Source organism: Flavobacterium micromati, from assembly GCF_900129585.1.
Classification (GTDB): domain Bacteria; phylum Bacteroidota; class Bacteroidia; order Flavobacteriales; family Flavobacteriaceae; genus Flavobacterium; species Flavobacterium micromati.
The window spans coordinates 90157-116139 of record NZ_FQWF01000007.1 but is presented as its reverse complement, the minus strand read 5'-3'; the positions used below and the strand labels follow the sequence as shown (position 1 = coordinate 116139).

10 protein-coding genes are annotated in these 25983 nt (G+C 36.9%); 5 read left to right on the top strand and 5 right to left on the bottom strand.

Annotation, left to right across the window (positions count from 1 at the left end; genetic code table 11):
- Window positions 1-8 precede the first annotated feature (8 nt).
- The 5 genes from BUB42_RS08955 to BUB42_RS08935 form a co-directional block, all read right to left on the bottom strand.
- Window positions 9-422, bottom strand: a complete 414-nt coding sequence (locus tag BUB42_RS08955) for a hypothetical protein (RefSeq protein WP_073019350.1) — start codon at window positions 420-422, stop codon at window positions 9-11.
- A 441-nt stretch (window positions 423-863) separates the two neighbouring features.
- Window positions 864-1871: a recombinase RecA gene (gene recA / locus BUB42_RS08950; protein WP_139257330.1), complete on the bottom strand. Its 1008-nt coding sequence runs from the start codon at window positions 1869-1871 to the stop codon at window positions 864-866.
- A 191-nt stretch (window positions 1872-2062) separates the two neighbouring features.
- Window positions 2063-2572: an acyl-CoA thioesterase gene (locus BUB42_RS08945; protein ID WP_073019347.1), complete on the bottom strand. Its 510-nt coding sequence runs from the start codon at window positions 2570-2572 to the stop codon at window positions 2063-2065.
- Between the two features lie 39 nt (window positions 2573-2611).
- Window positions 2612-2995, bottom strand: coding sequence for a DoxX family membrane protein (locus BUB42_RS08940; RefSeq protein WP_073019345.1), 384 nt, complete (start codon window positions 2993-2995; stop codon window positions 2612-2614).
- A gap of 6 nt (window positions 2996-3001) precedes the next feature.
- The gene (locus BUB42_RS08935; protein WP_073019343.1) at window positions 3002-4150 is read right to left on the bottom strand and encodes a DNA polymerase III subunit; all 1149 of its coding nucleotides are present in this window, start codon (window positions 4148-4150) and stop codon (window positions 3002-3004) included.
- A 602-nt stretch (window positions 4151-4752) separates the two neighbouring features.
- On the opposite strand from BUB42_RS08935, the gene BUB42_RS08930 reads away from it, so the two are divergent.
- From BUB42_RS08930 to BUB42_RS08910, 5 genes are all read left to right on the top strand, one after another.
- Window positions 4753-5193, top strand: coding sequence for a hypothetical protein (locus tag BUB42_RS08930; protein WP_073019341.1), 441 nt, complete (start codon window positions 4753-4755; stop codon window positions 5191-5193).
- Window positions 5194-5247: 54 nt separating this feature from the next.
- The gene (locus tag BUB42_RS08925; RefSeq protein ID WP_073019339.1) at window positions 5248-6534 is read left to right on the top strand and encodes a hypothetical protein; all 1287 of its coding nucleotides are present in this window, start codon (window positions 5248-5250) and stop codon (window positions 6532-6534) included.
- Window positions 6535-6586: 52 nt separating this feature from the next.
- On the top strand, window positions 6587-8047 hold the full coding sequence (locus BUB42_RS08920; RefSeq protein ID WP_073019337.1) for a T9SS type B sorting domain-containing protein: 1461 nt from the start codon (window positions 6587-6589) through the stop codon (window positions 8045-8047).
- A 1-nt stretch (window position 8048) separates the two neighbouring features.
- On the top strand, window positions 8049-11453 hold the full coding sequence (locus BUB42_RS08915) for a PorP/SprF family type IX secretion system membrane protein (protein WP_073019335.1): 3405 nt from the start codon (window positions 8049-8051) through the stop codon (window positions 11451-11453).
- Window positions 11454-11608: 155 nt separating this feature from the next.
- Window positions 11609-25948, top strand: coding sequence for a T9SS type B sorting domain-containing protein (locus BUB42_RS08910; RefSeq protein WP_073019333.1), 14340 nt, complete (start codon window positions 11609-11611; stop codon window positions 25946-25948).
- The last annotated feature ends 35 nt before the right edge of the window (window positions 25949-25983 follow it).

The following is a 25983-nucleotide window of genomic DNA, read 5'->3' as shown; positions in this document are numbered from 1 at the left end:
ATTATTTGTTAAGGAATTACTTGTATCTCTACGCTTTCAAATAGATTTTTATCATCAGCATCTTTGCCCTTGTAAAATTTAAAAATGTATGAACCAGTAGCAGTCACTAAAAAATTAAAGGAAACTTCGGATAGTGGAGGAAGTTCTAGAGTACAAACTTGATTTGCTTTAGTTGCCGTTTGAATGGCAATCGTTCTCGTGTTCAAGTTTTTATCATAATAGAGTCCTTGGTAAATATGGCAAGAAGTAGGTCTTTGATATTTTAATTTTATTTCATAAGTTTCGCCAAGTTTAAAGCTTTCTGGAAGAATGTAGCTTTCAACTGGAAGGATATCAAAGTTGAAATTTTCGCGGTCATTATTATCTGTTGTGCAACTAAATAACGTTACTACAAGTACTAGAAATAGTGCAATTTTTTTCATTTCATTTTCATTTAAAAGTTATTTAGCCTCTACGTTTATAAGAGTCTAGAATATCTAAAAGGTTGCTTGAGTGAAACTTAAATTTTAAAATAATTCAGGATAAACTTTAATTATCTTAAAAAAGGTATGTTTAGCGTAGGAGCAATGCACTTACTGCGTTATTAAATAGTAAGCAATGGCATTTATGTTTTGATTTTACTGTTAAAAAGAATTGAAAATTGTCAGGTTGAGTACTTCATCATCATTATAATGAAGCACGAAACGTTGTTTGTAAATCGTTCGTAATCTTGACTGCGCTCGATTTGACAAAAACAGGACAGTAATTTCAAAGACTATTTGGTGTAAGTGGAAATAAAATTACGAATTATTATCTTGAATGAGGTCAAAAAAAAATGCTCGAAAAATTTTCCGAGCATTTTAAAATATGGTTTAGTGAAATTGTTATACTTCTGCTAATTCTTTTATTCTAGCTTTAATTTTTAATTCTAATTCATCCGCTAATTCAGGATTGTCTTTAATTAAAGATTTAACTGCATCACGACCTTGTCCTAATTTAGTTTCGCCATAACTGAACCAAGATCCTGCTTTTTTAATAATTTCAAACTCAACGGCAAGATCTAAAATCTCTCCTGTTTTTGAAATGCCTTCTCCATACATGATGTCGAATTCAGCAATTTTAAACGGTGGAGCAACTTTATTTTTTACCACTTTAACTTTAGTTCTATTACCTAGAACATTATCGCCATCTTTTATTTGAGTAGAACGTCGGATATCTAAACGTACCGATGCGTAAAACTTCAATGCATTTCCTCCAGTTGTGGTTTCAGGATTACCAAACATTACTCCAATTTTTTCTCTCAATTGGTTAATAAAGAAAACGGTACAATTTGTTTTGCTGATTGTTCCAGTCAATTTTCTTAGTGCTTGGGACATTAAACGCGCGTGCAGACCCATTTTAGAATCTCCCATTTCGCCTTCAATTTCACTTTTTGGCGTTAAAGCCGCAACCGAGTCAATTACTACAATATCTATAGCGCCTGAGCGAATTAAGTTTTCTGCAATTTCTAATGCTTGTTCTCCATTATCAGGCTGAGAAATAATTAAATTTTCAATATCTACCCCTAATTTCTCGGCATAATTTCTATCAAAAGCATGTTCGGCATCGATAAAAGCAGCAATACCACCTGCTTTTTGAGCTTCTGCAATCGCATGTAAAGTCAGCGTAGTTTTTCCTGAGGATTCCGGTCCATATATTTCAACGATTCGACCTCTTGGGTAACCCCCAACTCCTAAAGCCAAATCGATTCCTAAAGATCCCGAAGAGATTGTTTCTACTTCTACAATCGCTTTATCACCCATTTTCATGACCGTACCTTTTCCGTAGGTTTTGTCTAATTTGTCAAGCGTAAGTTGTAGCGCTTTTAATTTGGATTCTTTTTCTGTACTCATTTTCTCTTTTGCCTTTTCTTTCATTTAAATATACTATTTTATAATTCTAAGAAGTTGACAGGCATATTATTATCCTGAAATTTCTTTTGGTGTTCGACTATTTATGTTCGTAAAAATACTTCTTTTTTTAATCCAAATTTTTTCTTTCAAGAAAATTTTAAAAATCTGACAATTAAATTATTTTAAATTTCTTACATAAACAAAGCCTTTAATTCAGTTGCATCATGCGGATTCATTTTTCCCGCTAAAACTAAACTCAATTGCTTACGTCTCAACGCCGCTTCAAAACGTTGTTTTTCTAGTTCTGTTTCGGGAACTATTTGGGGTACTTCTACAGGTCGTCCCGTATCATCGACTGCCACAAAAGTATAAATCGCTTCATTGGCTTTGGTTTTATTTCCTGATTCTCTATCTTCTACCCAAATATCAATGTATATTTCCATCGAACTTTTAAAAGCGCGAGACACTTTGGCTTCGACCGTAACCACACTTCCTAATGGAATGGCTCTATTAAAAGCGACGTGATTTACTGATGCGGTCACTACAATTCTGCGGGAATGTCTTCTTGCAGCAATGCTGGCTGCACGGTCCATGCGCGCTAGTAATTCTCCGCCAAAAAGATTATTTAAAGGATTGGTTTCACTAGGTAAAACTAAGTCGGTTAGTATTGTTAAGGATTCAGATGGATGTTTTGGATTCATATTTTTATCTAAAATGGAATTTTTGTTGATTGTATTTTTTTAGTTTAACCAATAAACTGCTAAGATAGCAGGAATAAAATAAATAACGATTGTTCGCGCACCGTCATAATCTTTAGCTAATCGCTGTCCAAAAAGTAACATTAGCAAGGTGACGCAAGAAAAAACAGCACCATAAAAACCAAATACTCTGCCGTTATTAACCAGAAGTTCGATGCAACCCACCACGCTTAAGATTCCAGAAATTAATTCTAAAATTAAAATGTTTGCTAATGCCAAAGGAACCTGATTTTTTAAAGGTGTTTTTGCAAAATGGCCTTGCAGCCAGCTTACATTATCTTTCCAATTAAACAATTTATCATATCCAGATTGCAGAAAAGTAATGGCCAAAAAAATTAAAATTAAAATCGAGGTAATGTTGTTCATTTTTTTTTATTTTTTGTGAAGTAAACGAGTAAGTTTTATAGATAAGTCGGTTATAATAATTTTAGCGTTTCCGTTACGCTCAATATGATACATCGCATCGGAAAGTTCTTTAAAAATGTCATTTATATTGTTTCCATTTACAAACGGCGCGAAGTTCTCCAATTTGAATTTTTCAACCTGTGGTTGCATGTAAACTAAGCTAGGAGTTTGATAATTTAGTAAAAGAGCCTGTCGGAACATATCAATGCAAAAAAGCAAGAATTTTTTTTGGGTTTCCCTTCCTAAACTAGCAATTTGCTCACTCCACTGAATGAGATCTTGGATAGCGGCGGCATTTCCTTTGGCTCTAAAAGCAGCTCGAACCCAGTCAACGAACCATTTTTCAAAAAACGTAGATTCGCTGTCTGGTTGTAATAATTGCAATGCTTTATTGTAATTTCCTTGTGCTTGATGCGCAATTTTCAAAGCTACTGCTGGATCAATATTTTGATTAATTGTCAATGCATCTGCAATAATTTTTTCGGGCAGTCCATTAAAATGTAGCACTTGGCAACGGGAACGAATCGTTTGAATAATGTCTTCCTCATTTTCTGAGATTAAAATGAAAACAGTTTTATCGGTAGGTTCTTCCAGTAGCTTTAGTAATTTATTAGAGGCAGCAATATTTAATTTATCGGCCATCCAAATGATCATTATTTTATGACCGCCTTCAAAAGATTTAAGTGCCAATAATCTTAAAATTTCTTGCGCGTCATCAACTCTAATCTCGCCTTGCTTGTTTTTAACTCCTAGAAGTTGATACCAATCAAACAAACTTCCATAAGGATTATCCTCCAGAAATTGACGCCATTCTGTTATAAAATCAATACTTTTTGGTTTGGTTTTTACGTCCTCAGTGCTTACAGTTGGATATATAAAATGTAAATCAGGATGGGAAATTTTTTTAAATTTAAGGTTACAAGCCTGATTTAGGCCTGAGTTTTCGTTGTTTTGATTGCTACAAATAATGTATTGTGCGTAAGCAATCGCCATGGGTAAAGTGCCACTTCCTTCGGGACCAACAAATAATTGTGCATGAGGAATTCTACCTAAATCAGCACTTTTTGTCAAATGACTTTTAATATTTTCTTGCCCAAAAATTTCTGAAAATTGCATAAAGCAAAGATAATAGAAAATGGTTTAGCCTTTAAATTTAATAAGCAAAGTTTTGCATGATTAAATAAACAATGATAAATAAATTATATAAATCTGTTACGGTATTTTTTCAAATTTTGTTTTTGACGATTTTTGATCTTTTATTTTGTAATTTATTGATTATTAATTATTTAATTTTAATTATTAAATTTTGTTTTTTACAACAAAAAATCAAGAAAAAGCAAATATTTTTGTAATCCTTTTATTTCTCTATTTTGAAAAGGCCCTTTACAAATATTCAATTTTTGATCTTAAAAATCGTTTCGCTTTTAAAAAAGTAGGAAGCATTTAGGTAATCAATATTATATTTTTTTTTCATCGTTTTCGTTTAAATTTAGTAATTAACTAATTGATTATCAATATTTTATTCTATAAAATCTTACATTAAAAAATTATATAAAATTTTGTTAAAAACACGTTATAGTGTTTGTTTTGTCGTTGTCTCGTACAATATAAAATGTTTTGTAATACTTTTATTTATGAACAATTGTTCATAAAATTTGCAAAGTAACTTTATTTAGCTACTTTTGTTAATAGTATATTAATTGTTTACGACCAAAAATATGAAAACCAACACCATCTTTTTATTTATTTTTTTGTGTATCGCCACTTCGGCTTTTTCGCAAAACAAAAATGCTCCGCAAAGTATCATTAGTTCAAGCGCATCTATTAAAAAATACCATGATATAGAGGAACTGAGGAAGATGCAAAAAGGGGAACTTCTTGAACTGTATGTTGAACGCATACAAGTTTTAGTGAAAACGTTACCGTACATTGCCTTGGCTACAAAGCCAGGAATTACTATAGCTGACCTTGGAATACCAAGTACCTCTGAAAACATGAAAGTGATGGAAGGTCAACGTGAAGCCACTCAAAATTTTTTAAATACAACTGTAGATTTTCAAAGACAAATGCTGCCTTATTGTGACAAGGATAATATAATATCCGCAGTCTTATTTTATGAAAATACGATGAGATCATTGCATGAGTTTGATAGTTTGTAGTTCCGCATACCAAAATATTTTTGATTTTTAAAATGTTAATTAAATCTTTATCTTATGAAAAGTTTTACTCAGATTATAGCAACATCTCTCTTAGTAGTTTTCAGTGCCAATGCGCAACAAGAAAAGGGAATTACTGGATTAAACAATTGGTTAAATAATTGGACTGAATTCAAAGCTAATAAAGTTGAATATTCAGAGGCCAATCAAATTTTGGCGGGCAACATTACTGCAAATACTAAGTTGTTTAAGAAAAATACTTACCAATTGCAAGGTAATGTTTATGTTACAAATAATGCGGTTCTAACAATTGAGCCAGGTACCGTCATCATTGGTGATTTTCAATCAAAAGGTACTTTAATTATCACTAAAGGTGCCTCAATTATAGCGGACGGTTTAGAAACAGATCCTATCGTTTTTACTTCCAATAGAAGTATGAAAAAGGCAGGAGACTGGGGCGGAATTGTCATATTAGGAGATGCTCCAATTAACAAATATGGAGGAATTTCGTCAGTAAACTTTGATTTAAACCCAGCGATGACTTTATACGGAGGTGTAAATCCAGCTTACAATGCGGGAATAATGCGTTATGTAAGAATAGAGTTTGCTGGCGCAAAAGCGCAAAGCGGAGGAGAAAATCTGAATGCGTTGCTTTTAGCCGGAGTTGGGAATAAAACAATTCTTGAAAATATAATGGTTAGTTTTTCTGCGGGAGATTCATTTGAATTTCTAGGTGGAGAACTTAATTTGAATCAATTGGTTTCATTCCGTTCTAGTAGTAATGATTATAAATTTAATTATGGAACGCAAGCCAATATTAATAATTCGCTCGCTGTTCGTTCTCCTTTTCTTAGCAGTAAGTATGGTTCTAGATGTTTAGATATTGCTTCTTATGATAAAAAAGAGGAAGTTGATTTTAGTAAAAAAAAGACATTAGTTGTAGCAACTAACTTGACACTAGCTAATATCAGTGACAACATAAATGCTGATATTGAATCAGGTTTAATTAAGGAAGCTATTTTTGTATCTGAAAATAGTTCTATACAATGTAAAAGAACGGTAGTTTCTGGTTTTAATCCAGCTGTTGTGCTTGATGATCAAATTCAAATTAATAATGAGAATTTAAAAAAATTAACATTTGAATCGATGTACTTCAATAATTGTAAAGGAAATTTGTTTACTGAAAACAACACAAATAATGAAGATTTAGAAAGTTGGTACGGTCAGAGTGCTTTTTTTAATGTGTATTCTAAAGGAAATAATTCAGAGACATTCATTGATTTTTCTAATGATAGAAAACCAGATTTTCGTTTACAATTATCAAAAATTACAGCATCTAAGTAGTTTTTTTAGATAGTAATGTAAGTTAGAACTTTCTAAAAATACACTTGAAGCAATGATAAAATGTAGCCCCACTACCATTTTAAAAAACTCTTTTATATTTTTTATGTTGTTGGTCATACCAGCAATTACTTTGGTGTACTCTCAAGTGGCAATAAATAAACCTGCAATTGGTTTTACCCAACTATGCGCTAACCCAGGATTTAATACCTTTGAGGTAAGTTTTTCCTTTAGTCCAGCCGGTTCTTTAAATCCTACCAACCAGTTTATATTGGAAATGTCTGATGGTTCGGGTAATTTTGCCTCTCCCATAATTCTTAGTTATACTGAAAAGCTATTAGCAGCAACTCCAACTTCGAGGACACTAATTTTTTCGGCTCCAACCACAACTAGTGGTGAAAATTACCGACTCAGAGTTAAAAGCACTTCTCCTGTAGCAGTCAGTCCAACGACAAATGCTTTTGCAGCTTATTATAAAATCCAAGATTCTCAATTCTCGATTAACAATTTCAGTCCAACAGCTACTTTTTGCACAGGAGGATCATTAATATTGTCTATAGATAATCCTGGAACTGGGACAAATGATTCTCCTTTAAAATATCCATCACTTAAATACAACTGGTTTAGAGTTCCAAGTCTCGTTCCTATCGCAACAACGCAAACGTTAACCGTAACGCAGCCTGGACGTTATTACGTTGAGACTAATTATGGCACATGTACTTCTGATTCGTATTCGAATAGGGTAGACGTTAATGAAGCGGCGGGCGGCGCCACAGCTTCTATCACTTCAAGCAAAGGCAATCCTTTTTGCGCGTCAGCAGGAGCTACAATTCTAGCTACTCAAGCTGGAAATTCTTATCAGTGGTTTAAGAATAGTGTCGTAATTGCGGGTGCAACGAGTCAGCAATATCAAACTAGTGAAGGTGGTTTATATACAGTTAGAGTAGATTTTGGCGGGTGTAATGCAACTGCTACGTTACAGTTGGAGGATGTTAATTTCAACAGTTCTTTAAATGTTTCTGCCACAACCACTATTAACAAAGGAGAAAGTAAAGCTGTTATCGTAACCACTAATGCAATCAACCCTACATTTCAATGGTTTTTGAACAATACTTTAATTAGTGCCGCTGTTACAAACACATTAAATATCAATAACGAAGGAAAATACGCTGTGATTATCTCTCAAAGCACAAGCTGTGTTTCGCAAAAAGAATTACTTTTTGAAATAAATTATCCATTTATTGATCCAAATGTTACTTTGATTCCCAATCTTGTTAGTCCTAATAATGACGGGATAAATGACACTTGGGTATTACCGCAAGAGTACGTGAGTGGCACAAATACACAAATAATTCTATTAAATTCTAGAGGAGAAGTAGCATTACAAACGAATAGTTATCAGAATAATTGGCCTGAAAATGAAATTAATTTTAATTCCATCAATCCTATTTATTATTACATAATTACAACCGAAGACAATAAAGTAAAAAAAGGCTCAATAACTGTAGTTAGGTAAGATGAAAAATATTTTTTTAACCATTCTGTTTTTTTTCTGTCTGCTTCCAGTGCTTCATTCACAAGAAGGTGGAGTGTCATCATTCAATATTCCAGTTAGAAATTCACTTAAGTATAATAAATTTTTATTAAATCCTACATTTAGTTTTGCAAGAGAACAAAATTCATATGTCAGTATTTTTAATAAGAGAGAATGGGTGCAATTTGATAATGCACCGCAAACCTATCTGGTCAGTTATTCGGGGAGATTTAGAGAAAATCAAGGCGTATCAGTTGGTTTATTTCAACAAAATTATGGTGTACTAACCACTTTTGGAGGAATAGCAAATTTTGCACAAAATGTTTATTTAAGTCAAGATAGTAACGTGACTTTTGGCGTTAATTTAGGATTCTATAAAAGCGGAATTAATATGGGAAAGGTTGTAACGAACTTTGCTGATCCATCATTAGAATTAATACCATCGAATACCTTAATCACTTTGAGTCCGGGTATTAATTATGGAAATGCATTTTTTGATTTTGGTTTAGCCGTAAATAATGCAGTTCTGTACAATGTTCAGTCATCTCAGTTAGTACCAGATGATCCACAGCGCAGTATTCAAGCTCATTTGATGTACACGGGCTTTATAGATAACAATGGTTTTTTTGACAGAAGTAAATTTTCAGGATTAGTAAGAGCGGAGAGTAAAAAAGAGCAAACCGTGATATCAGGATTAATGATGTTGGCTATTCCAAAAGGGATTTGGGCTCAGGCTGGTTATAATACATTCCACGGAATTTCGGCAGGATTGGGACTTAATTTGACTTCTAAGATTGCAGTAGAATATAATTATGAAAGGGCAATAGGTAGTTTTACGCAATTAGGACCGTCACATGAAATTGTTCTAGCATACAAATTCGTTGGTAAATATAACGATGATGAAGAAGACGAAGGTTCCATTATACCTGCTATCGAATCCAGAAAGATCGATACTAAAAAAACAGCAAACGCAGTAACCACTGTTGACCCATCTATTCAAAAAGATAAAGAACTTAGAGACGCAAAAGCAAAAGCCTTATTAGCGGAAAATAGATTAAAAAGAGAAAAATTATTCGCTGATGCTGCCGCAAAAGCAAAAGCCACAGCTGATGCTAACGAACAAATCAAATTAGATAATGAAGCTAAAGCAAAAGCCTTATTAGCGGAAAATAGATTAAAAAGAGAAAAATTTCTTGCCGATGCCGCTGCGAAAGCTAAGATTGCTGCTGACTTAAAACTGAAACCAGTTGTTCCACAGCAGCAAAAAGCGATACCAGACGAGGCTAAGATAAAAGCAGATGCTGTTGCAAAAGCAAAATTAGCTGCTGATGCTAAAGCAAAAGCTGATGCTGCTGCTAAAGCAAAAGCGAATGCTGACGCTGCAAAACTAATTGCTGATGCTAAAGCAAAAGCGAATGCTGACGCTGCAAAACTAGCTGCCGATGCCAGAGCAAAAGCGGATGCTGACGCTGCAAAATTAGCCTCCGATGCTAAAGCAAAATCGAATGCTGATGCCGCAAAACTAGCTGCTGATGCCGCTACTAAAGCAAAAGCGGATGCCGACGCTGCAAAATTAGCCGCCGATGCTAAAGCAAAATCGAATGCTGATGCCGCAAAACTTGCTGCTGATGCCAGAGCAAAAGCGGATGCTGATGCTGCAAAACTAGCTGCCGATGTCAGAGCAAAAGCGGATGCCGACGCTGCAAAACTAATTGCTGATGCTAAAGCAAAAGCGAATGCTGATGCTGCAAAACTAGCTGCAGATGCTAAAGCAAAAGCGGATGCCGACGCTGCAAAATTAGCCGCCGATGCTAAAGCAAAAGCGAATGCTGATGCCGCAAAACTAGCTGCTGATGCCGCTACTAAAGCAAAAGCGGATGCCGACGCTGCAAAACTAATTGCTGATGCTAAAGCAAAAGCGGATGCCGACGCTGCAAAATTAGCCGCCGATGCAAAAGCAAAATCGAATGCTGATGCCGCAAAACTAGCTGCTGATGCCGCTACTAAAGCAAAAGCGGATGCCGACGCTGCAAAACTAATTGCTGATGCAAGAGCAAAAGCGAATGCTGATGCCGCAAAACTAGCTGCTGATGCCGCTACTAAAGCAAAAGCGGATGCCGACGCTGCAAAACTAATTGCTGATGCAAGAGCAAAAGCGGATTCCGACGCTGCAAAACTAGCTGCTGATGCCGCTAGTAAAGCAAAAGCGGATTCCGACGCTGCAAAACTAATTGCTGATGCTAAAGCAAAAGCTGATGCCGACGCTGCAAAACTAATTGCTGATGCTAAAGCAAAAGCTGATGCCGACGCTGCAAAATTAGCCGCCGATGCTAAAGCAAAAGCGGATGCCGACGCTGCAAAACTAGCTGCAGATGCTAAAGCAAAAGCGGATGCCAACGCTGCAAAACTAGCTGCAGATGCTAAAGCAAAATCGGATGCCGACGCTGCAAAACTAGCTGCAGATGCTAAAGCAAAAGCGGATGCCGACGCTGCAAAACTAATTGCTGATGCAAGAGTGAAGGATGATAACGCAAAATCGATGGATAATATCGCATTGAGTTTAGCTGCCGCACGTGAAACACAACAACAATTATTAAGTGAGTTGAATGAAAAAGTTGCACAAAAAGATAAGGAACTGAAAGATTTAAAAAATGAAAATGATTTAAATGATAGAGGAATTGCAAGTCCGCCTAAAGAGTTTAAGAGCGTCTCTGCTGAAAATGCTGCACTAGAATCATTGAAATCAGAAATTGACTTAACGAATAAAAAACAAAATCAGTTGTTAAGCTCGATAAATACTTTATATGAGGAACGTTTAAAGAAAACGGCAAATAAAAATGATGCATTAACGCTAAGCTATTTACAAACAATTAATGAATTGAAAGCAAACCAAAAAATAGCAGAACAATCTAACAGTAGATTAATAACAGCACTGGTGCAAATAAATGAAGCTACAGAAATAGAAAAGAAACGTAGAATAAAACGCGCGAATTTTGAAAATGAAGATAGTAGGTATAAAACGGATCAAGAAACTTTGAATCGCATCAAAGCAACAACTGCCGTAAGTACTATAAAACTTAAAGCAGAGGATTTTGATTACGGAAAGGAACTAGCAAACATGCAAATTATTAAAAATATTAAAAACGTTGAAACAGGTTATTATATAGTACTCGCTGTTCATCAAGAGGTTTCAAAAAGAGACACTTTTGTAACTAAAACAGTAGCAGCTGGAGAGCAAAATATTAATTTCTTTTACGATGTGAAATCAACTAATTATTTCATTTATGTCGATAAGTTTGACAATTTAACGCAAGCTACTCAAATTTTAGAATCTCGAGGTAGTAAAACGTATAATGGAAAAATGACAATAATACGTGTAGAAAATTAAGTATTGTATTAATGGGAATGGGATCTCAATAATTACTGTATTTAAAAATTATAAAGTATGCCGGCAATTTGCTGGCTTAATTAAAAGTTTAAAAAGATCGTTTGCATCTCTGCCCCAAATAGGTGTGAATGATCAACTAATAACACCCAATCATTATGGAAAAAACTACTTTTTCAAAAAGAGTTACTATACTTAAAGCCACAACTATTTTCATAAAATCAATTTTGTTATTCCTAAGCGGTGCAACACCTATTTGTGTAAATAGCAAGAGGGTTCAAAGAGGATTAGTTTTCCAAATGATTGTATCGTTGGTCTTTTCAATTTTTATTGGGCAGCTGTCTTATGGGCAAATTGGAAAAGGATTTACTCCAAGGCTTCCGGGTCCTGATAGGAATATAAAGGTTAAAGGTGATGTTGTTCTTATTGGTAACACCGTAATCAATAAAGTAAATGGTGTGGGACCTGGCGGTAGTCTAAACCCTGCTATTTTCAGTCCCTCAGCACCCCAAAATGGCGTTACTTACACTGGAACTGTTACAAATTTAGCGGCACTTACAACTGAAGCTAATTTACCTTACAATGATACAGGCAATAACAATAGTTTTTTTGTTGAATATATTGATATAGACAACGACAACTCAACATTTAGTTCAAGCACAGCGAATTTGAACATTAATAACAGCTGTAAAAAAATTGTTTTTGCTGGATTATATTGGTCTGCAATCTATCCCTATGATAGAAGTACTAACACAGGAAATAAATATCTAGGTTCATTACGAAACGAAAACTTTGATAGAATAAAGTTCAAAGTTCCTAATGCCACGACTTATTTGGATTTGGTAGCAGATGAAAAAATATTTGATGGGTATAAATTCAATGGACCAAATGTATCGGATTCTTTTAAGGACTCACCGTATGTGTGCTTTAAAGACGTAACATCTTTATTATCAATCTTAACAGATGCTGATGGGCCATATACAGTTGCGAATGTAAGGGCGGCAAGAGGAAAAAGAGATGGTGGTGGTGCTGGAGGTTGGACATTGGTTGTGATATACGAAAGTCCTACTGTACCAAGTAAGTTTATCTCCATTTTTGATGGTTATGTGGGTGTAAATCCAGATGCAGGCCCTGGTTTTTTACCATTAGTTGATTTTGCAATTAATGGTTTTAGAACTTTACCTGCTCCATTCCCTGTAAGAGCCAAGATGGGTGTTGCAGCCCTTGAGGGTGACCTAGGAGTATTTGGGGATACTTTTCAGTTTAAGGCGTCAACGGTCCCAACATTGTTTACACCTATAAGCGATGTTAGAAATCCAGCTAATAATTTTTTCAATGCTTCAATTACGGATAACGGTGTAGCTGTTACAAATAGGTCACCCAATAGTTCCAATACGTTGGGCTTTGATATTGATAATGTAGTGGTTGCTAACGCCAATAATGAGGTAGTTCCCAATAATGAAACGGGTGCTACATTGAGATTAACAACATCTGGCGATGGTTATGGCGCTTTTGTAGCCACTTTTGCCGTAGATATCATTGAACCCGCAATCTTGTTGACAAAAGAAGTTAAAAATTCTGCTGGGAATGATATAGGTGGAGCCAATGTAGCATTAGGAGATCAGCTAGAATATGTAATTGGTTTTGAAAATCAAGGCAATGACGATGCGACAAATTTTACCATTAAAGATATTTTGCCTAACAATATTATTTTTAATTACCCTGCTGATCTTGGTACACTTCCTCCAGGAGTTACGCATTCTTATACTCCAGCTAACAGAACATTAATTTTCACCATTCCTAATAATTTAGTAGTAAAAAATCTAACTCCTGGTCCACCTTTTACTAGATATGAAATACGTTTTAAAGTTAGGGTAGTCCCTACTTGTGCTGACTTAAGTGACGCTTGTGATAATAGAATTTTAAACAGTGCTTTTGCAACGTACAGAGGAAGTGTAAATGCCACTCAAATAACAGATGATCCGAGTTTATCATCGTTTACGGCCTGTAATTTAGGAACACCGCAAGCAACTAACTTTTTAGTAGGTGTCAGCGACTGTCTATTTACTAAAAACGAAATTTTATGCGGAGCTAGTAAAACAATTACAGCTCGTAATGGATATGCAAGTTATACTTGGACAGGTCCTTTTGGATTTAATGCAACCGGACAAACGGTTACTGTGACGCGCGCAGGTGTTTATAGCGTTTTTGGTGTAGGTAATGCTCCTTGTACTGATTATAATGAAGTGATAACTGTAGCCCCTTTTGGCGGAACAACTGTAAATCCAATCAATGCGTTTGCTGATAACAAGCAACCAGATGGATCCATTCTTGTTTGTCCTAATAATGGTAAAGAGCTACCAAAAATCTTTCTTTGCGGATTAACCGCTTCTCGATTAATTAATACAGGCATAACTGGAGCAAATAGTATCGTTTGGGAAACGACAAATTGCGTCGCTCCGGTTGCATTATCTGATTTATGTGCTAATGAAAGTGCAAGTTGTACGTGGACATCAGCTGGACCGAATGGGCCAAGTTTTCTAGCCAGTGCTCCAGGTCAATTTAGGGTAACTATTAATTATGACGGAGGTTGTTTTAATCAATATTATTTTAATGTTTATAAAAATGTATTAGATCCTCAAGTAACGGCAACTGATATTATATGTACTACACCTGGAAGAATTGTTGTGAACAATGTTCCAAGTTCAGGATATGAATTTAGTATTGATGGCGTAAATTATCAAACGTCAAATACCTTCGTAGTTAACGTCCAAAACACGTATACCGTTTATGTAAGACAACAAAATATTGCTACAAACCCTTGTGTTTTTGAAGTACTCAATGTAATAGTTCGTAGAAGAAATTTTACGGTAACCGCAAATGCATCTCAGCCATTGTGTTTTGGGGGAACAGGAAATGTTTTAGTGGTTGCTAATGATGTCAACCCGCAGTACACATTTAATATTTATCTAGCTGGAAGTACGACTCTTCTTAATACGTCAGGTCTTCAAACGTTTAACCAATTTACGTTTGGTAATTTGGCTGGTGGAAGTTATGATGTGGAAGCAATAACACAAGATGGCTGTATTGAAAGACGTAGAATAACGATCAATACACTTACTCCTTTGACTGCATCGGCAGCAGTTACGAAACCCATAACCTGCACTGATGGACAAATTACAGTAACGCAGCAGGGAGGAACATTTCCGTACAGCTATTCTATCAATAATGCTCCTTTTGTGACAGATAATGTCTTTAATATTCCGTCACCAGGGGGTACGTTTTCTATACAAGTGGTAGATAGCAACAATTGTTCGGTTACATTAGATCCAGTTATCATGAGCGCAATTCCTGCTCCAACACGTAACACCACATCTACCGATGTAAAGTGTTATAATGATCTTACAGGAACTATTAATTTTAATGTAACTAATGCTAATGGTTACACACTAGCCTATAGTATTGATAATGGTGCCACCTATGGCGCTTCTGCAAATTTTACTGGTCTTGCTGCGGGAACATACAATACCATACTACGATATACATTAAATGGTGATATTTGTTTAGATACAATGAGACCAATAACAATCTCTCAACCAGCGGCGGCAGTAACAGCCTCTGCAGGAGTATCAGAATTAGCTGGTTGTGGAATTGCACCTAATACTAATTTTGGTAGAGTACGTATTACTAACCCTCAAGGCGGTGTTGGTACTTATGAGTATAGTTTTGACAATCAAGCAAGTTGGAGTACTGTAAACAATGCCCTTGTAGCTCCAGGAACTTATACTTTATTTGTACGAGATGCTAACCGTTGTATTTTCTCAGCGCCAGTAACGTTAGATCCTGAACCTGTTGCACCAGTTATTGATGTGGCCGCACCTGTTGACTTTAATTGTGATGGATCGGCCACCAGTAAGGTAACAGTTAATAATCCTGGAGGGGTAAATTACACTTACGTTTATTCTAGAAATGGTGTAGTAAACACCAACACACCACCCAATGAATTTATTAATGTTCCTCCGGGAACACATAAGATAACAGTAGCTTATAATTTAGGTGTAGTTCCTACTTTTAGTAACTTATTGTTTGAAAATTTTGGATACGGAGATGACACCACTTCTCCTGGAATGAATGCAATTTTTTATTGTTTTGAAAGACAGGTTGTAGCAACCCAATGTAGAAATAATATTCAAATAAACGACGGAGATTATTCAGTTACGGCAAGAATTATAAGTCCATTTGGACCTTGGCTGCAGCCAGGAGATCACACACCTCCTACTATACCACCTACTCCAAGAGGTAGAGCATTGGTAGTAAATATTGGAGATCAAATTCCTGTAACAGAAATCTTGTATGAGAAAGTAATCAATAATATTATACCAAACCAACCTATTAATGTCGAGTTTTTTGCATTTAATTTACTAAATCGATTCAATAATCAAGCGAATCCTGATTTAAGAGTTGCTTTGATAGACGCTTCAGGGACTGAAATTTCTTTTTACAATACGGGAGAAATTCCGAAATCGGAAAGATGGGAGAACTATCCAAAAACTCCAGTTACATTAAATCCTGGCGCAAACACAACACTAAGATTTATCGTCCGATCTAATGTGAGACAAACTAGCGGCAATGATGTGGCTATAGACGATATTAGAGTATATCAACTACCAAAAACATGTATTACCACTAGAGATTTTACTATTTTTGTTCCTACAGGTAAAGCTTTTGCAGCTCAAATTACAGGCGAAAGAAATGTTACTTGTGCAGGAGCAGCTGATGGTCAATTCACTATTAACGTTCAAAATTTTGATGCTGCCACTGGATTTCAATATTCCATTGATAATGGAGCAACTTTCACAACGTCGTTAACTTCTCCGGTTACTATAACTAGTAGAGCTGCTGGTACTTTTGCTGTTGTAGTTCGCCCTGATGCAGCGGCTATTGGTGCATGTTCTAAACCGTTTTCAGTTATTATCACTGAACCAACTGCTGTCACAGCAGATGCTATAAGAGTAATAGAAGCTACTTGTACAACAGGAGCAACTATTCGTGCAACGGGTGGCGGAGGAACTCCAGCGTATCAATATGAATTGCGCGCAGCGAATGGGATAACTATTGTTAGACCATTTAGCAACAACCGTGATTTTACTAATGTGCCCGCAGGGGATTATACCGTTTTTGTTACGGATGCAAATGGATGTTCGAATCCAGCTGGAACGGCAATTACAGTGACAGCTCCACCGGCACTAACGGCAACTTTAGATAGTACTACTGATTATTGCTACACTACAGCAAATCCAGCCACACTTGTTATAAATGTAAGCGGTGGTGTAGGTCCATTTACTTATAAATTAGACAGTAACGCATCGGTTAGTTCGGCTTTAACTACGTTTTCATTTTCAAATGTAACACCAGGAACACACACTGTTTTAGTAACGGATAGCAATAATTGTACAACCACACTTGCTAACATAGTTATTGCACCCGCACTGACTTTGAATTTATCTTTATTACAAGATTTAACCTGTTTAGTTAATGCCTCAATTGGTAATGAACTAATTACTGGTGGTAACGGAACTCCTTATATTTATACTGTTTCCTACAATGGAACAGCAGCAACTGCAGTTTCTTCTTTTCCTTATGCTGCAACATTAGCTGGAACTTACGTGTTTACAATTACAGACAGCCGTGGTTGCCCAGCAACTAGTAATACAATAACGGTAACGCCTAAAACAACGCCGACACATGCAACAGCAAAAACAGATATAACGTGTAACGGACTCAATAACGGAAGCATTACAATCACCGCTTCTGGAGGTTTTACCACTACGTATACTTATGCTATAAAATTAACTACAGCTACTTCGTATACTACGCAACCCACTAATCAGTTTACTGGTTTGGCTGCAGGTACGTATGATATTAAAGTGATTGATAGCAAAGGATGTGAGTCAGTGCCAAGTTCAGTTACTATCGTGGATCCAGCTCCAATTGTAATCACAGCAACGGCAACGAATTTCACTTGTAGTCCGACAAATACTAAACTATCAGCTTTGGTAACTATTGGATTACCTACTGGAGGGACAGGTACCTATTTCTACAGTTTTAATGGAGGTGGATATACAAGTACAAATACACTAACGGTAAATGATAATGGAACCGATCAAATTATTAGCTACAGAGTTCGTGATGTGAATGGTTGTTTATCTCCAATTCAAACGATAACGATATTGCGCTTAAATCCGCCAACTGATTTAACATTTACAAATCCAGCAATAACGTGTATTCCTACAGCTACTACAACAACAGTAACTGTTACGGCGATAAATGGAGTGGGGATTTTACAGTATGAAACTATTGCACCATCTGTAGCTATTGTGGCAAAACAAACAAGCAATACTTTTGCTGGATTGCTTCCTGGTTTGTACACGTTTAGAGTAACCGATGCAAATGGTTGTTTTTATACAGAATCTTATACCATTGCTCCAGTAACGCCTATTGCTGTTACAGCAGTAAAACTGTCAGACGTAGCTTGTTTTGGGGATAATACAGGTTCCGCTCGATTTACAGTAACTGGATTTAGTGCCGCTGGCAATTATAACATTGTTGTTACAACAACACCAGCAAGTTTGCCATTTAACATGAATTCAACAGGAGATGTAAGAACGCTTACAAATCTTGTTGCGGGAACCTATACTTTTACGGTAACAGATAATACAACAGGTTGTACTGATTTTAAATCAATAACCATCAATCAACCAGTATCGGGAGTATCAATCACTTCCGCAGCAGCAACTCCAGTATTTTGTAGCAATGATAACTCCCAAATAACAATTACTGCCACTGGAGGAACTCCAAGTTATGGCTATGCGGCTGTGCCAAGTGGTGCAACGGCACCTACTACTTTTGGAACATCAAATGTGGTAACAGTAGATACTAATAATGGAACGATTTTATCGTGGGACGTTTACGTTAGGGATGCCAATGGTTGTTTAACACCAGTGACAACAGTAACTATTATTAATGATGGTACGCCAAATGTAACTGCCACAGTTACAAACCAATGTACAGCAAGTGGTAGTACATTTCAAATAGAAGCATCTGCAACGGGTGGTTTAGCACCCTATACATACACCATAAATACAGGTGTTGCTCCAAGTCCTGCAAATACTTTTACAGTGGCTGCTGGTACCTACACCATAACAGTTAGAGATGCTAATGGCTGTACAGCAACTACAACCATAACTGTAAATCAAAGATTGACTGCTGTTGCAGCAGTAACTAAAGATATTACTTGTTCTGCACCAGCAGAGGCTACTATTAGAGTAAACATTTCTGGTGGTTTTGCTCCTTTTACATACAGAGTAAGAACTGTGCCTGGCACCTACAGCGGTGGTCAAATTGCATTTACAGGAAATTCATTTATTTATACTGCAGCAGGAACTACTGGAGCAAGCTATGAATTTGAAATTACCGATGCTAATGGTTGTGTAAGATTAACAAATACGGTTAACACTAATACAATAACGCCAGTTGCGGCAACAGCAGCAAAAGTAGACCCAACGTGTAATGGATTTACAGACGGCTCAATTCGTTTAACTGCCACAGCTGGTGTTGCTCCGTTTACGTACAGCATTTCAGGAGTTAGTGGTTTAGGATCATCAAATGTGTTTGGTGGTTTAGCTGCTGGTTCTTACAATTATATTGTTAGAGATGCTAAAGGGTGTGATGCTACAGGAACGATTGTTTTAGTTGATCCTGCACCAATTGCAGCTACCATTAGTCCGAATCCTATTCAATGTAATGGAAATGTTCCTGGTAGTATTGATGTAACAATTAATTCAGGAGGTGTTGCTCCTTTTACGTACTCCATTTTAAATAATGCATTCACGCAAATCGCAACATCAGGTGCTATCCCTGCAACTACCTTTAATTTTGCAGGATTAGGTTTTGGTGATTATTATATTAGAATCATTGATGCTAATGGCTGTGAATTTCAAAGTGCTAGAACAAGAATTTTAACACCACCCAATATCGTAGCAACTGGTAATGCAAGTACAGGTACATGTGCAACGGGAGCTACTGTTGAGATTTCAGTAATTACCGGATTTCCTAATTTTACGTATCAAATTTTTGGTCAACCAAGCACCGCTTTTGGGCCAACAGCTGCAACAAGTCATATATTTCCAAATTTAATTCATGGTACTACTTATCAATTTCAAGTAATTGATGCTGGTGGATGTTTCACAATTGTTGAGGTTACAACACCACCATCACCATCATCTATTGCTATAACAGGTACTGTAAGTACCAATGTTACTTGTAACGGTACAGCCAACGGCACCTTAGCTTTTACAGTTCAAAATTTCGACCCAACTGTAACAACTATTAATTATCAAGTATTAAATGCATTAACGCTTGCACCTTTACCTACTCCTATAAATGGTACATTAACGGGAGTTGCAGGAGGACCATTTACTGGAAATATTACTACATTACCAGCAGGTAATTATGTGTTGAGAGCTACTGAGGCAACAGGAACGTTATGTTCAGCTTCTTATACTTTTACAATCACTCAACCAGCGCAACCACTTGTATCTAATGTTACTGCAAATGTAAATGCAGATTGTAATACAGGTGCATTAGTTACATTAACAACAACAGGAGGAACAGGTCCTTATACGTATGCGGCGGCAGTAGCTCCTGGACCTGCTACAATTTTCAATCCTGGCAATGTACTAACTTTAAACCCAGGCGCAGCTGGAACTGATTTGATCTGGATTATCACCGTGCGTGATGCAAATGGTTGTACAGTTGATGTACCTGTTACAATTGCTGTAGATCCATCGCCAGTTATTGCTTTAGAAATAGTGAATAAATGTGTACCGCAAGGAATTTTTGAGATAAGAGTTACTCAAGTTACAGCGGGTACCGGAGCGTATACCATCAGTGTTGATGGAAGTGCATTTACTAGCATAACAGGTTTACCACATATTGTTCCAGGATTAAACTCAGGTTCACATACCATAAGTATTAGAGATACTAATGGTTGTACAGATACTGAAACGATAATCATTGATGAACCATTAGTGGCAACGCCAGCCATTACTGCTTTGCCTACTTGTGCTAATAATGATGGTGTAATTACTATGACGGGAACTGGAGGTCCAGTTATGGGCACCTATACATATACGATTGCACCAACCGCACCAAGTGTTGTAATAAATAACACAACAGGAGTTATTTCAGGATTGCCTGCGGGAACGTATACCATTACTATGACCGATACGGCCACGCCAACACCTTGTACCACTACAGCAGAGGTAACATTGTCAGCGGCAATTCCTGTAACATTTACAACCGCAACAACTCCAGCCCTTTGTGTAGGAGATAGCAACGGCACTATAACTGTTACATTATTACCAGGAAATACAAATCCTGATTATACCTATGCGATCATTGCAGGGCCACAAACAGTTGCAGCGCAATCATCAAATATATTCACAGGTTTATTACCAGGAACTTATACCATTAGAGTAAACTCTGGACAAGGTTGTAGTACTGATGATGCCAACGTAGTTGTTGCTCCAGCAACAGCATTAACAGCTAGCGCAGCTTTTGCAGCTAATACTACCTGCAGCACAACTACCTTAATTACAGTTACTCCTACTGGTGGAACGCCAGGTTACACTTATAACTTCAATAGTTTAGGATTTACAACTGATAATACTTTTACAGTAAATAACGGCCCAATAGCTACTATTACCACAATCGTAGTACGCGATGCTAATGGTTGTACCTTCAATTTAATTGATGTGACAACACCGGCATTCAATCCACCAACAGGGATGGATGTTACAGCAACACCAATTTATTGTGCACCAGTAGCAAGCTTGACGAGTACGGTGACCATCACTAATGTCATCAATGGAGCTGGTATGTTAACGTATCAAATACTTTCACCTGCAACCGCAACAAGCAACGTGACGGGCGCCACTAATGGAATATTTATTGGTCTGGTACCAGACGATTATATGTTCCAAGTAACGGATAGTAATGGATGTACCTACCAAGAATTGTTAACAATTGCGCCGGTAAATAACATTACAGCTACAGTCAGCGCAACTACAAACGTAAGTTGTTTTGGCCTCAACAATGGTACTGCTACAATTACGGTGGCTAATTTTGCAACGACATATACTGCTAGTTTAACAGCAGGAACAGGAACAGTTGTAATCTCCGGCGATACAGTTTCAATAACTGGAATGCAGCCCGGAAATTATACTTTACGTGTAACTGACGCTACAACTGGTTGTATCGCTGATGTTACAGTAACAATTACCCAGCCAACGGCAACGCTTGCCTCAACAAGTATTGCCACAAATACAAATTGTGATAATGACAATAGCACTATTACAATAACTGCAACTGATGGTACGCCTGCTTATCAGTACGCAGTAGCCAGATTGGGTGATCCTGTACCAACGGTTTTTATATCTAATAATGTTTTTGTTGTAGATACTAATGGAGGGCTAGACATGGCTTGGACGGTTTATGTAACTGATGCCAATGGTTGTACTACGAGTAATTTACAAAATATTATTTTGGATGCAAGTCCTTCTGCTATTTCTGTGGCTTCATTTAGCGAATGTCCGGATGTAGTAACAGGAAATTATACTTTTACGGTTAATACACCTACAGGTGTTGCACCTTTTACCTATAGCATAGGAGGTGGTTTTCAAACAAGTCCAACTTTTATTGTAAATGCAGCAGGCACTTATGATGTAACGGTAAAAGATGCTAATGGTTGTACCACAACTGCAACAGCACTAGTTGTGATCCGTCAACCGTTGATATTAACGGCAACAGTAACTGTGTCACCTTCTTGTACTGACGGAGATGGAGTTATTACAGTGGCAACATTAGGAGGTTCAGGAAATTATGAATATAGAATCGATACTGGTGTTTATCCTATGGTCATACCATTTACAGGCATAAGCTCTGGACCGCATATCGTTTACGTTCGTGATACAACAACTGGTTGTGAGGCTTCTGTAGCTGTAAACCTGCAAGCCGCAACTCCTATTACAGGTTTTGCAGTAACTAAAACTGATGTTATCTGCAACGGTGGAAATGACGGTACTATCACAGCAACTTTAGACACTCCAGCAGCAGGTATAAACGATAACCCAATTTACACTTTTGCCCTTACAGGTACAACAACTGTAGGTAACGTAACGGTTACAAGACCTGCACAAGAATCCCGATTATTCAGTGGTTTAGCAGCAGGAACATACACCGTAACCGTTACTTCAGGTAGAGGATGTACTGCATCTGAAACTATTGATGTTATAGAACCAACAGTAATCACAGTTCCTGCTCCTGTAGTAGTACAATTTGGTTGTATTGCAGGAAATACAAGTAACCTAGCTACCATTACAGTTAATCCGTTGTTAATCACAGGAGGTTCAGGAGTGTACTTGAACTATGAGTTTTTACTAAATGGAACTCGTGTACAATTTGGAAGCAGTAATGTGTACACCGAAGCAAACCTTGCTGGAGGTACTTATACCGTGAATGTTGTTGATGATAAAGGATGTATAGGCAGTACAGCTACACCTGTTGTTATTGCTCCTTACGTTGCCTTAGACAAGGTAAATGTCAATATCGATCAAGCAATAACTTGTACCAATTTTGAAAACATTAGCGTGACCGCTACTACTATACCTGTGGGAGCTACTGCTAATTTAGAATATACCATTGTTGCTGTGACTTATGATCCAAATACAAATGCACCAATATTTGGAGCAGTGGTAACGAGTCCTACTGGAATATTCACTGGTTTAGTGGTGGGCGATTATTTAATCACAGTTAGAAACTTAGATACCAATTGTGAGATTCAAGGTGTTCATTACGTTAATGAGCCCAACACTTTTGATCTAACAATTGACACCCTTGTTGATGTAATATGTTTGGGTGGCAATGATGGAAGAGCCAATATTACTTTTGTCGACCGATTGATCACAACCGCACCAATAAATACTAATGATGCTGGGCCCTTTAGTTACACAGTGGTAAATGTAGCGACACCTACAGTTACGGTGGCATCAGGAAATGCAGCAAACGCTGGACCAATCACTATTCCTGGATTAGCAGCTGGGACTTATACTGTAACAGCAACGCTATCACAATCACCTTTTTGTACCGTTTCTAAAAACTTTACCATTACAGGTCCAAATGTCGCTCTGGATATTACTGAAACACATACCGAAATTACTTGTGTTAGCGGTAATAATGATGGAACAATTTCAGTAGCTGCTACTGGAGGTTGGCCAGGTGGTTATCAGTATGAATTAAATTTAAACGGAAATCCAATTGTAGCGTATGGTACTCAAACAGAATTTACTGGTTTAGTTGCTGGAAACTATATTATAAATGTCAGAGATAGTAAAGGTTGTATAGATCAAGTTATTGTTGTTCTAGCAAATCCAACACTTATTGTGTTTACAGCAACACCTAGTGCCGCATTGAGTTGTTTTGGAGATACAACAGCTAGCATTACCGCTAGTGCGCCAACAGGTGGTTCAGGAAGCTATTTATACACTTTGATAACTACGTTTGCTAATGGTACTGTAACTAACAACGGACCTCAATTATCAAACATTTTTACAAATTTAGGAGCAGCGAGTTACCAAGTAAAAGTTACTGACTCTTGGGGTTGTGAAACCACTGCTGCAACTATTAGAATAGCTCCTCCTGCGCTTGTAACAGCAAGCTTAGTGTTAGCTTCAGCAAATACATGTAACACTCAAGCTACGCTTACTTTAACTGCTGCTGGAGGAACTGGGCCGTATATTTACAGTGTGGATCCTAACTTTACCACATCGACTACCATGACAGGATCATCGGTAACATTCTCGGTAGCGGTAGGAACATATAATTATTATATTAGAGATGATAATGGATGTACCAGTTTTATTTCAAATGATATAAAAATTGATGCCGTGCCAACTCTAACCCTTGCTATAAATGACGTTAATGCAACAATTAGTTGTCGTGGTGATAGTTCAGGTGTTATAGTAGCAACAGCCCAAGGCGGTTTAGGAAATTACGTGTACACATTATTAGATGGTTCTGGAAATCCTCTCACGTTTACTCCAACACAAACTACCCCGGGTAACTTTACTAATCTTCCTGCAGGATCTTATACAGTGCGAGTGGTAAGTATTGATTGCTTGGAACAAAGCACAGTTCCAATTGTAATTACTGAGCCTGCTGCTGCGCTTTCACAAGCTAATGTTGTCACCAATGTAACTTGTGCAGGAGAAGGTGATGGAACAATCGTGATAACAGCTTCGGGCGGCACAGGAATTATTAAATATGCAATTTCACCTAATTTAAACCAGTTTTTTGAGTCCAATGTTTTTGATGATTTGAGACCAGGATTTTACGATTATATCGTTCAAGATCAAAATGGCTGTTTCATATACATAACAGGAGTCGAAATCACTGAGCCAAATTCAATTTTTGTAACAACTATTGCAGGATCAGAAATGCCAGAAGTTTGTACAGGTGATAATGATGCCGCTTTTAGTGTCAATATTACAGGAGGAAACGCTCCATATAGCGTTAGTATCAACAATAGAAATGGAACTTACACTAACGGTGTTATAGGTCAAACACAATTTGATTTTGCTGGCTTAACAGGCAGTGAACACATCGTTTATGTACGTGATGCTAGTGGTTGTACTACAGAGCATACTGTGATTTTAGGAAAGGCAGTGACGTTAAACCCGCAAGCTACAGTTGCTTATGATTGTATAAGTAATAGTGCGAGCAATTCAGTAACCATAACTGTTGATCCTAGTAATAATCAAGCTGATTTAGATTACGCCTTAGATGGTTCAGGAGTTTTCCAGTCGAGTAATGTTTTCAACAATTTGACAGTAGGATTGCACAGTGTGGAAGTGAGACATTCTAATGGTTGTATAAAAGCAATTGTTTTTGGTATTCTTCGAGTAGATCCTTTAACACTAACACTAGCTGATGGTGGCTTAAACGAAATTGTTGCTACAGCGACGGGTGGAATTACAAATTACCAGTTCAGTCTAGATGGCGAGTCGGCTGGTAGTCAAAGTTCATTTATTATAACTAAATCAGGAAATTATACGGTAACCGTAACTGACGCGTCAGGATGTACCGCTACTGCTACTAGATTTTTTGAGTTTGTAGACATCAAAATTCCAAATGCTTTTACACCTAATGGTGATGGTAACAATGATACCTGGGCTCCAACCAATACAATCAATTACAAAGATTTAACATTTGATGTTTTTGATCGTTACGGTAGAAGAATAGGCAAATATACCGAAGGACAATTTTGGGATGGTAGATACAATGGTGCCGAATTACCTTCAGGAGATTACTGGTATGTCGTGAAAATTAAACAGTCAAATGATGGACGTGAATTTGTAGGACACTTCACTTTATACAGATAAATTGAAACGATAACGAATTATGATGGCTCAAAATA

Bases quoted from the DNA above. Each gene is read 5' to 3' on its own strand.
- BUB42_RS08910 (WP_073019333.1), top strand. From the start codon at position 11,609: ATGGAAAAAACTACTTTTTCAAAAAGAGTTACTATACTTAAAGCCACA.
- BUB42_RS08935 (WP_073019343.1), bottom strand. From the start codon at position 4,150: ATGCAATTTTCAGAAATTTTTGGGCAAGAAAATATTAAAAGTCATTTG.
- recA (WP_139257330.1), bottom strand. From the start codon at position 1,871: ATGAGTACAGAAAAAGAATCCAAATTAAAAGCGCTACAACTTACGCTT.
- BUB42_RS08945 (WP_073019347.1), bottom strand. From the start codon at position 2,572: ATGAATCCAAAACATCCATCTGAATCCTTAACAATACTAACCGACTTA.
- BUB42_RS08940 (WP_073019345.1), bottom strand. From the start codon at position 2,995: ATGAACAACATTACCTCGATTTTAATTTTAATTTTTTTGGCCATTACT.
- BUB42_RS08930 (WP_073019341.1), top strand. From the start codon at position 4,753: ATGAAAACCAACACCATCTTTTTATTTATTTTTTTGTGTATCGCCACT.
- BUB42_RS08920 (WP_073019337.1), top strand. From the start codon at position 6,587: ATGATAAAATGTAGCCCCACTACCATTTTAAAAAACTCTTTTATATTT.
- BUB42_RS08925 (WP_073019339.1), top strand. From the start codon at position 5,248: ATGAAAAGTTTTACTCAGATTATAGCAACATCTCTCTTAGTAGTTTTC.
- BUB42_RS08955 (WP_073019350.1), bottom strand. From the start codon at position 422: ATGAAAAAAATTGCACTATTTCTAGTACTTGTAGTAACGTTATTTAGT.
- BUB42_RS08915 (WP_073019335.1), top strand. From the start codon at position 8,049: ATGAAAAATATTTTTTTAACCATTCTGTTTTTTTTCTGTCTGCTTCCA.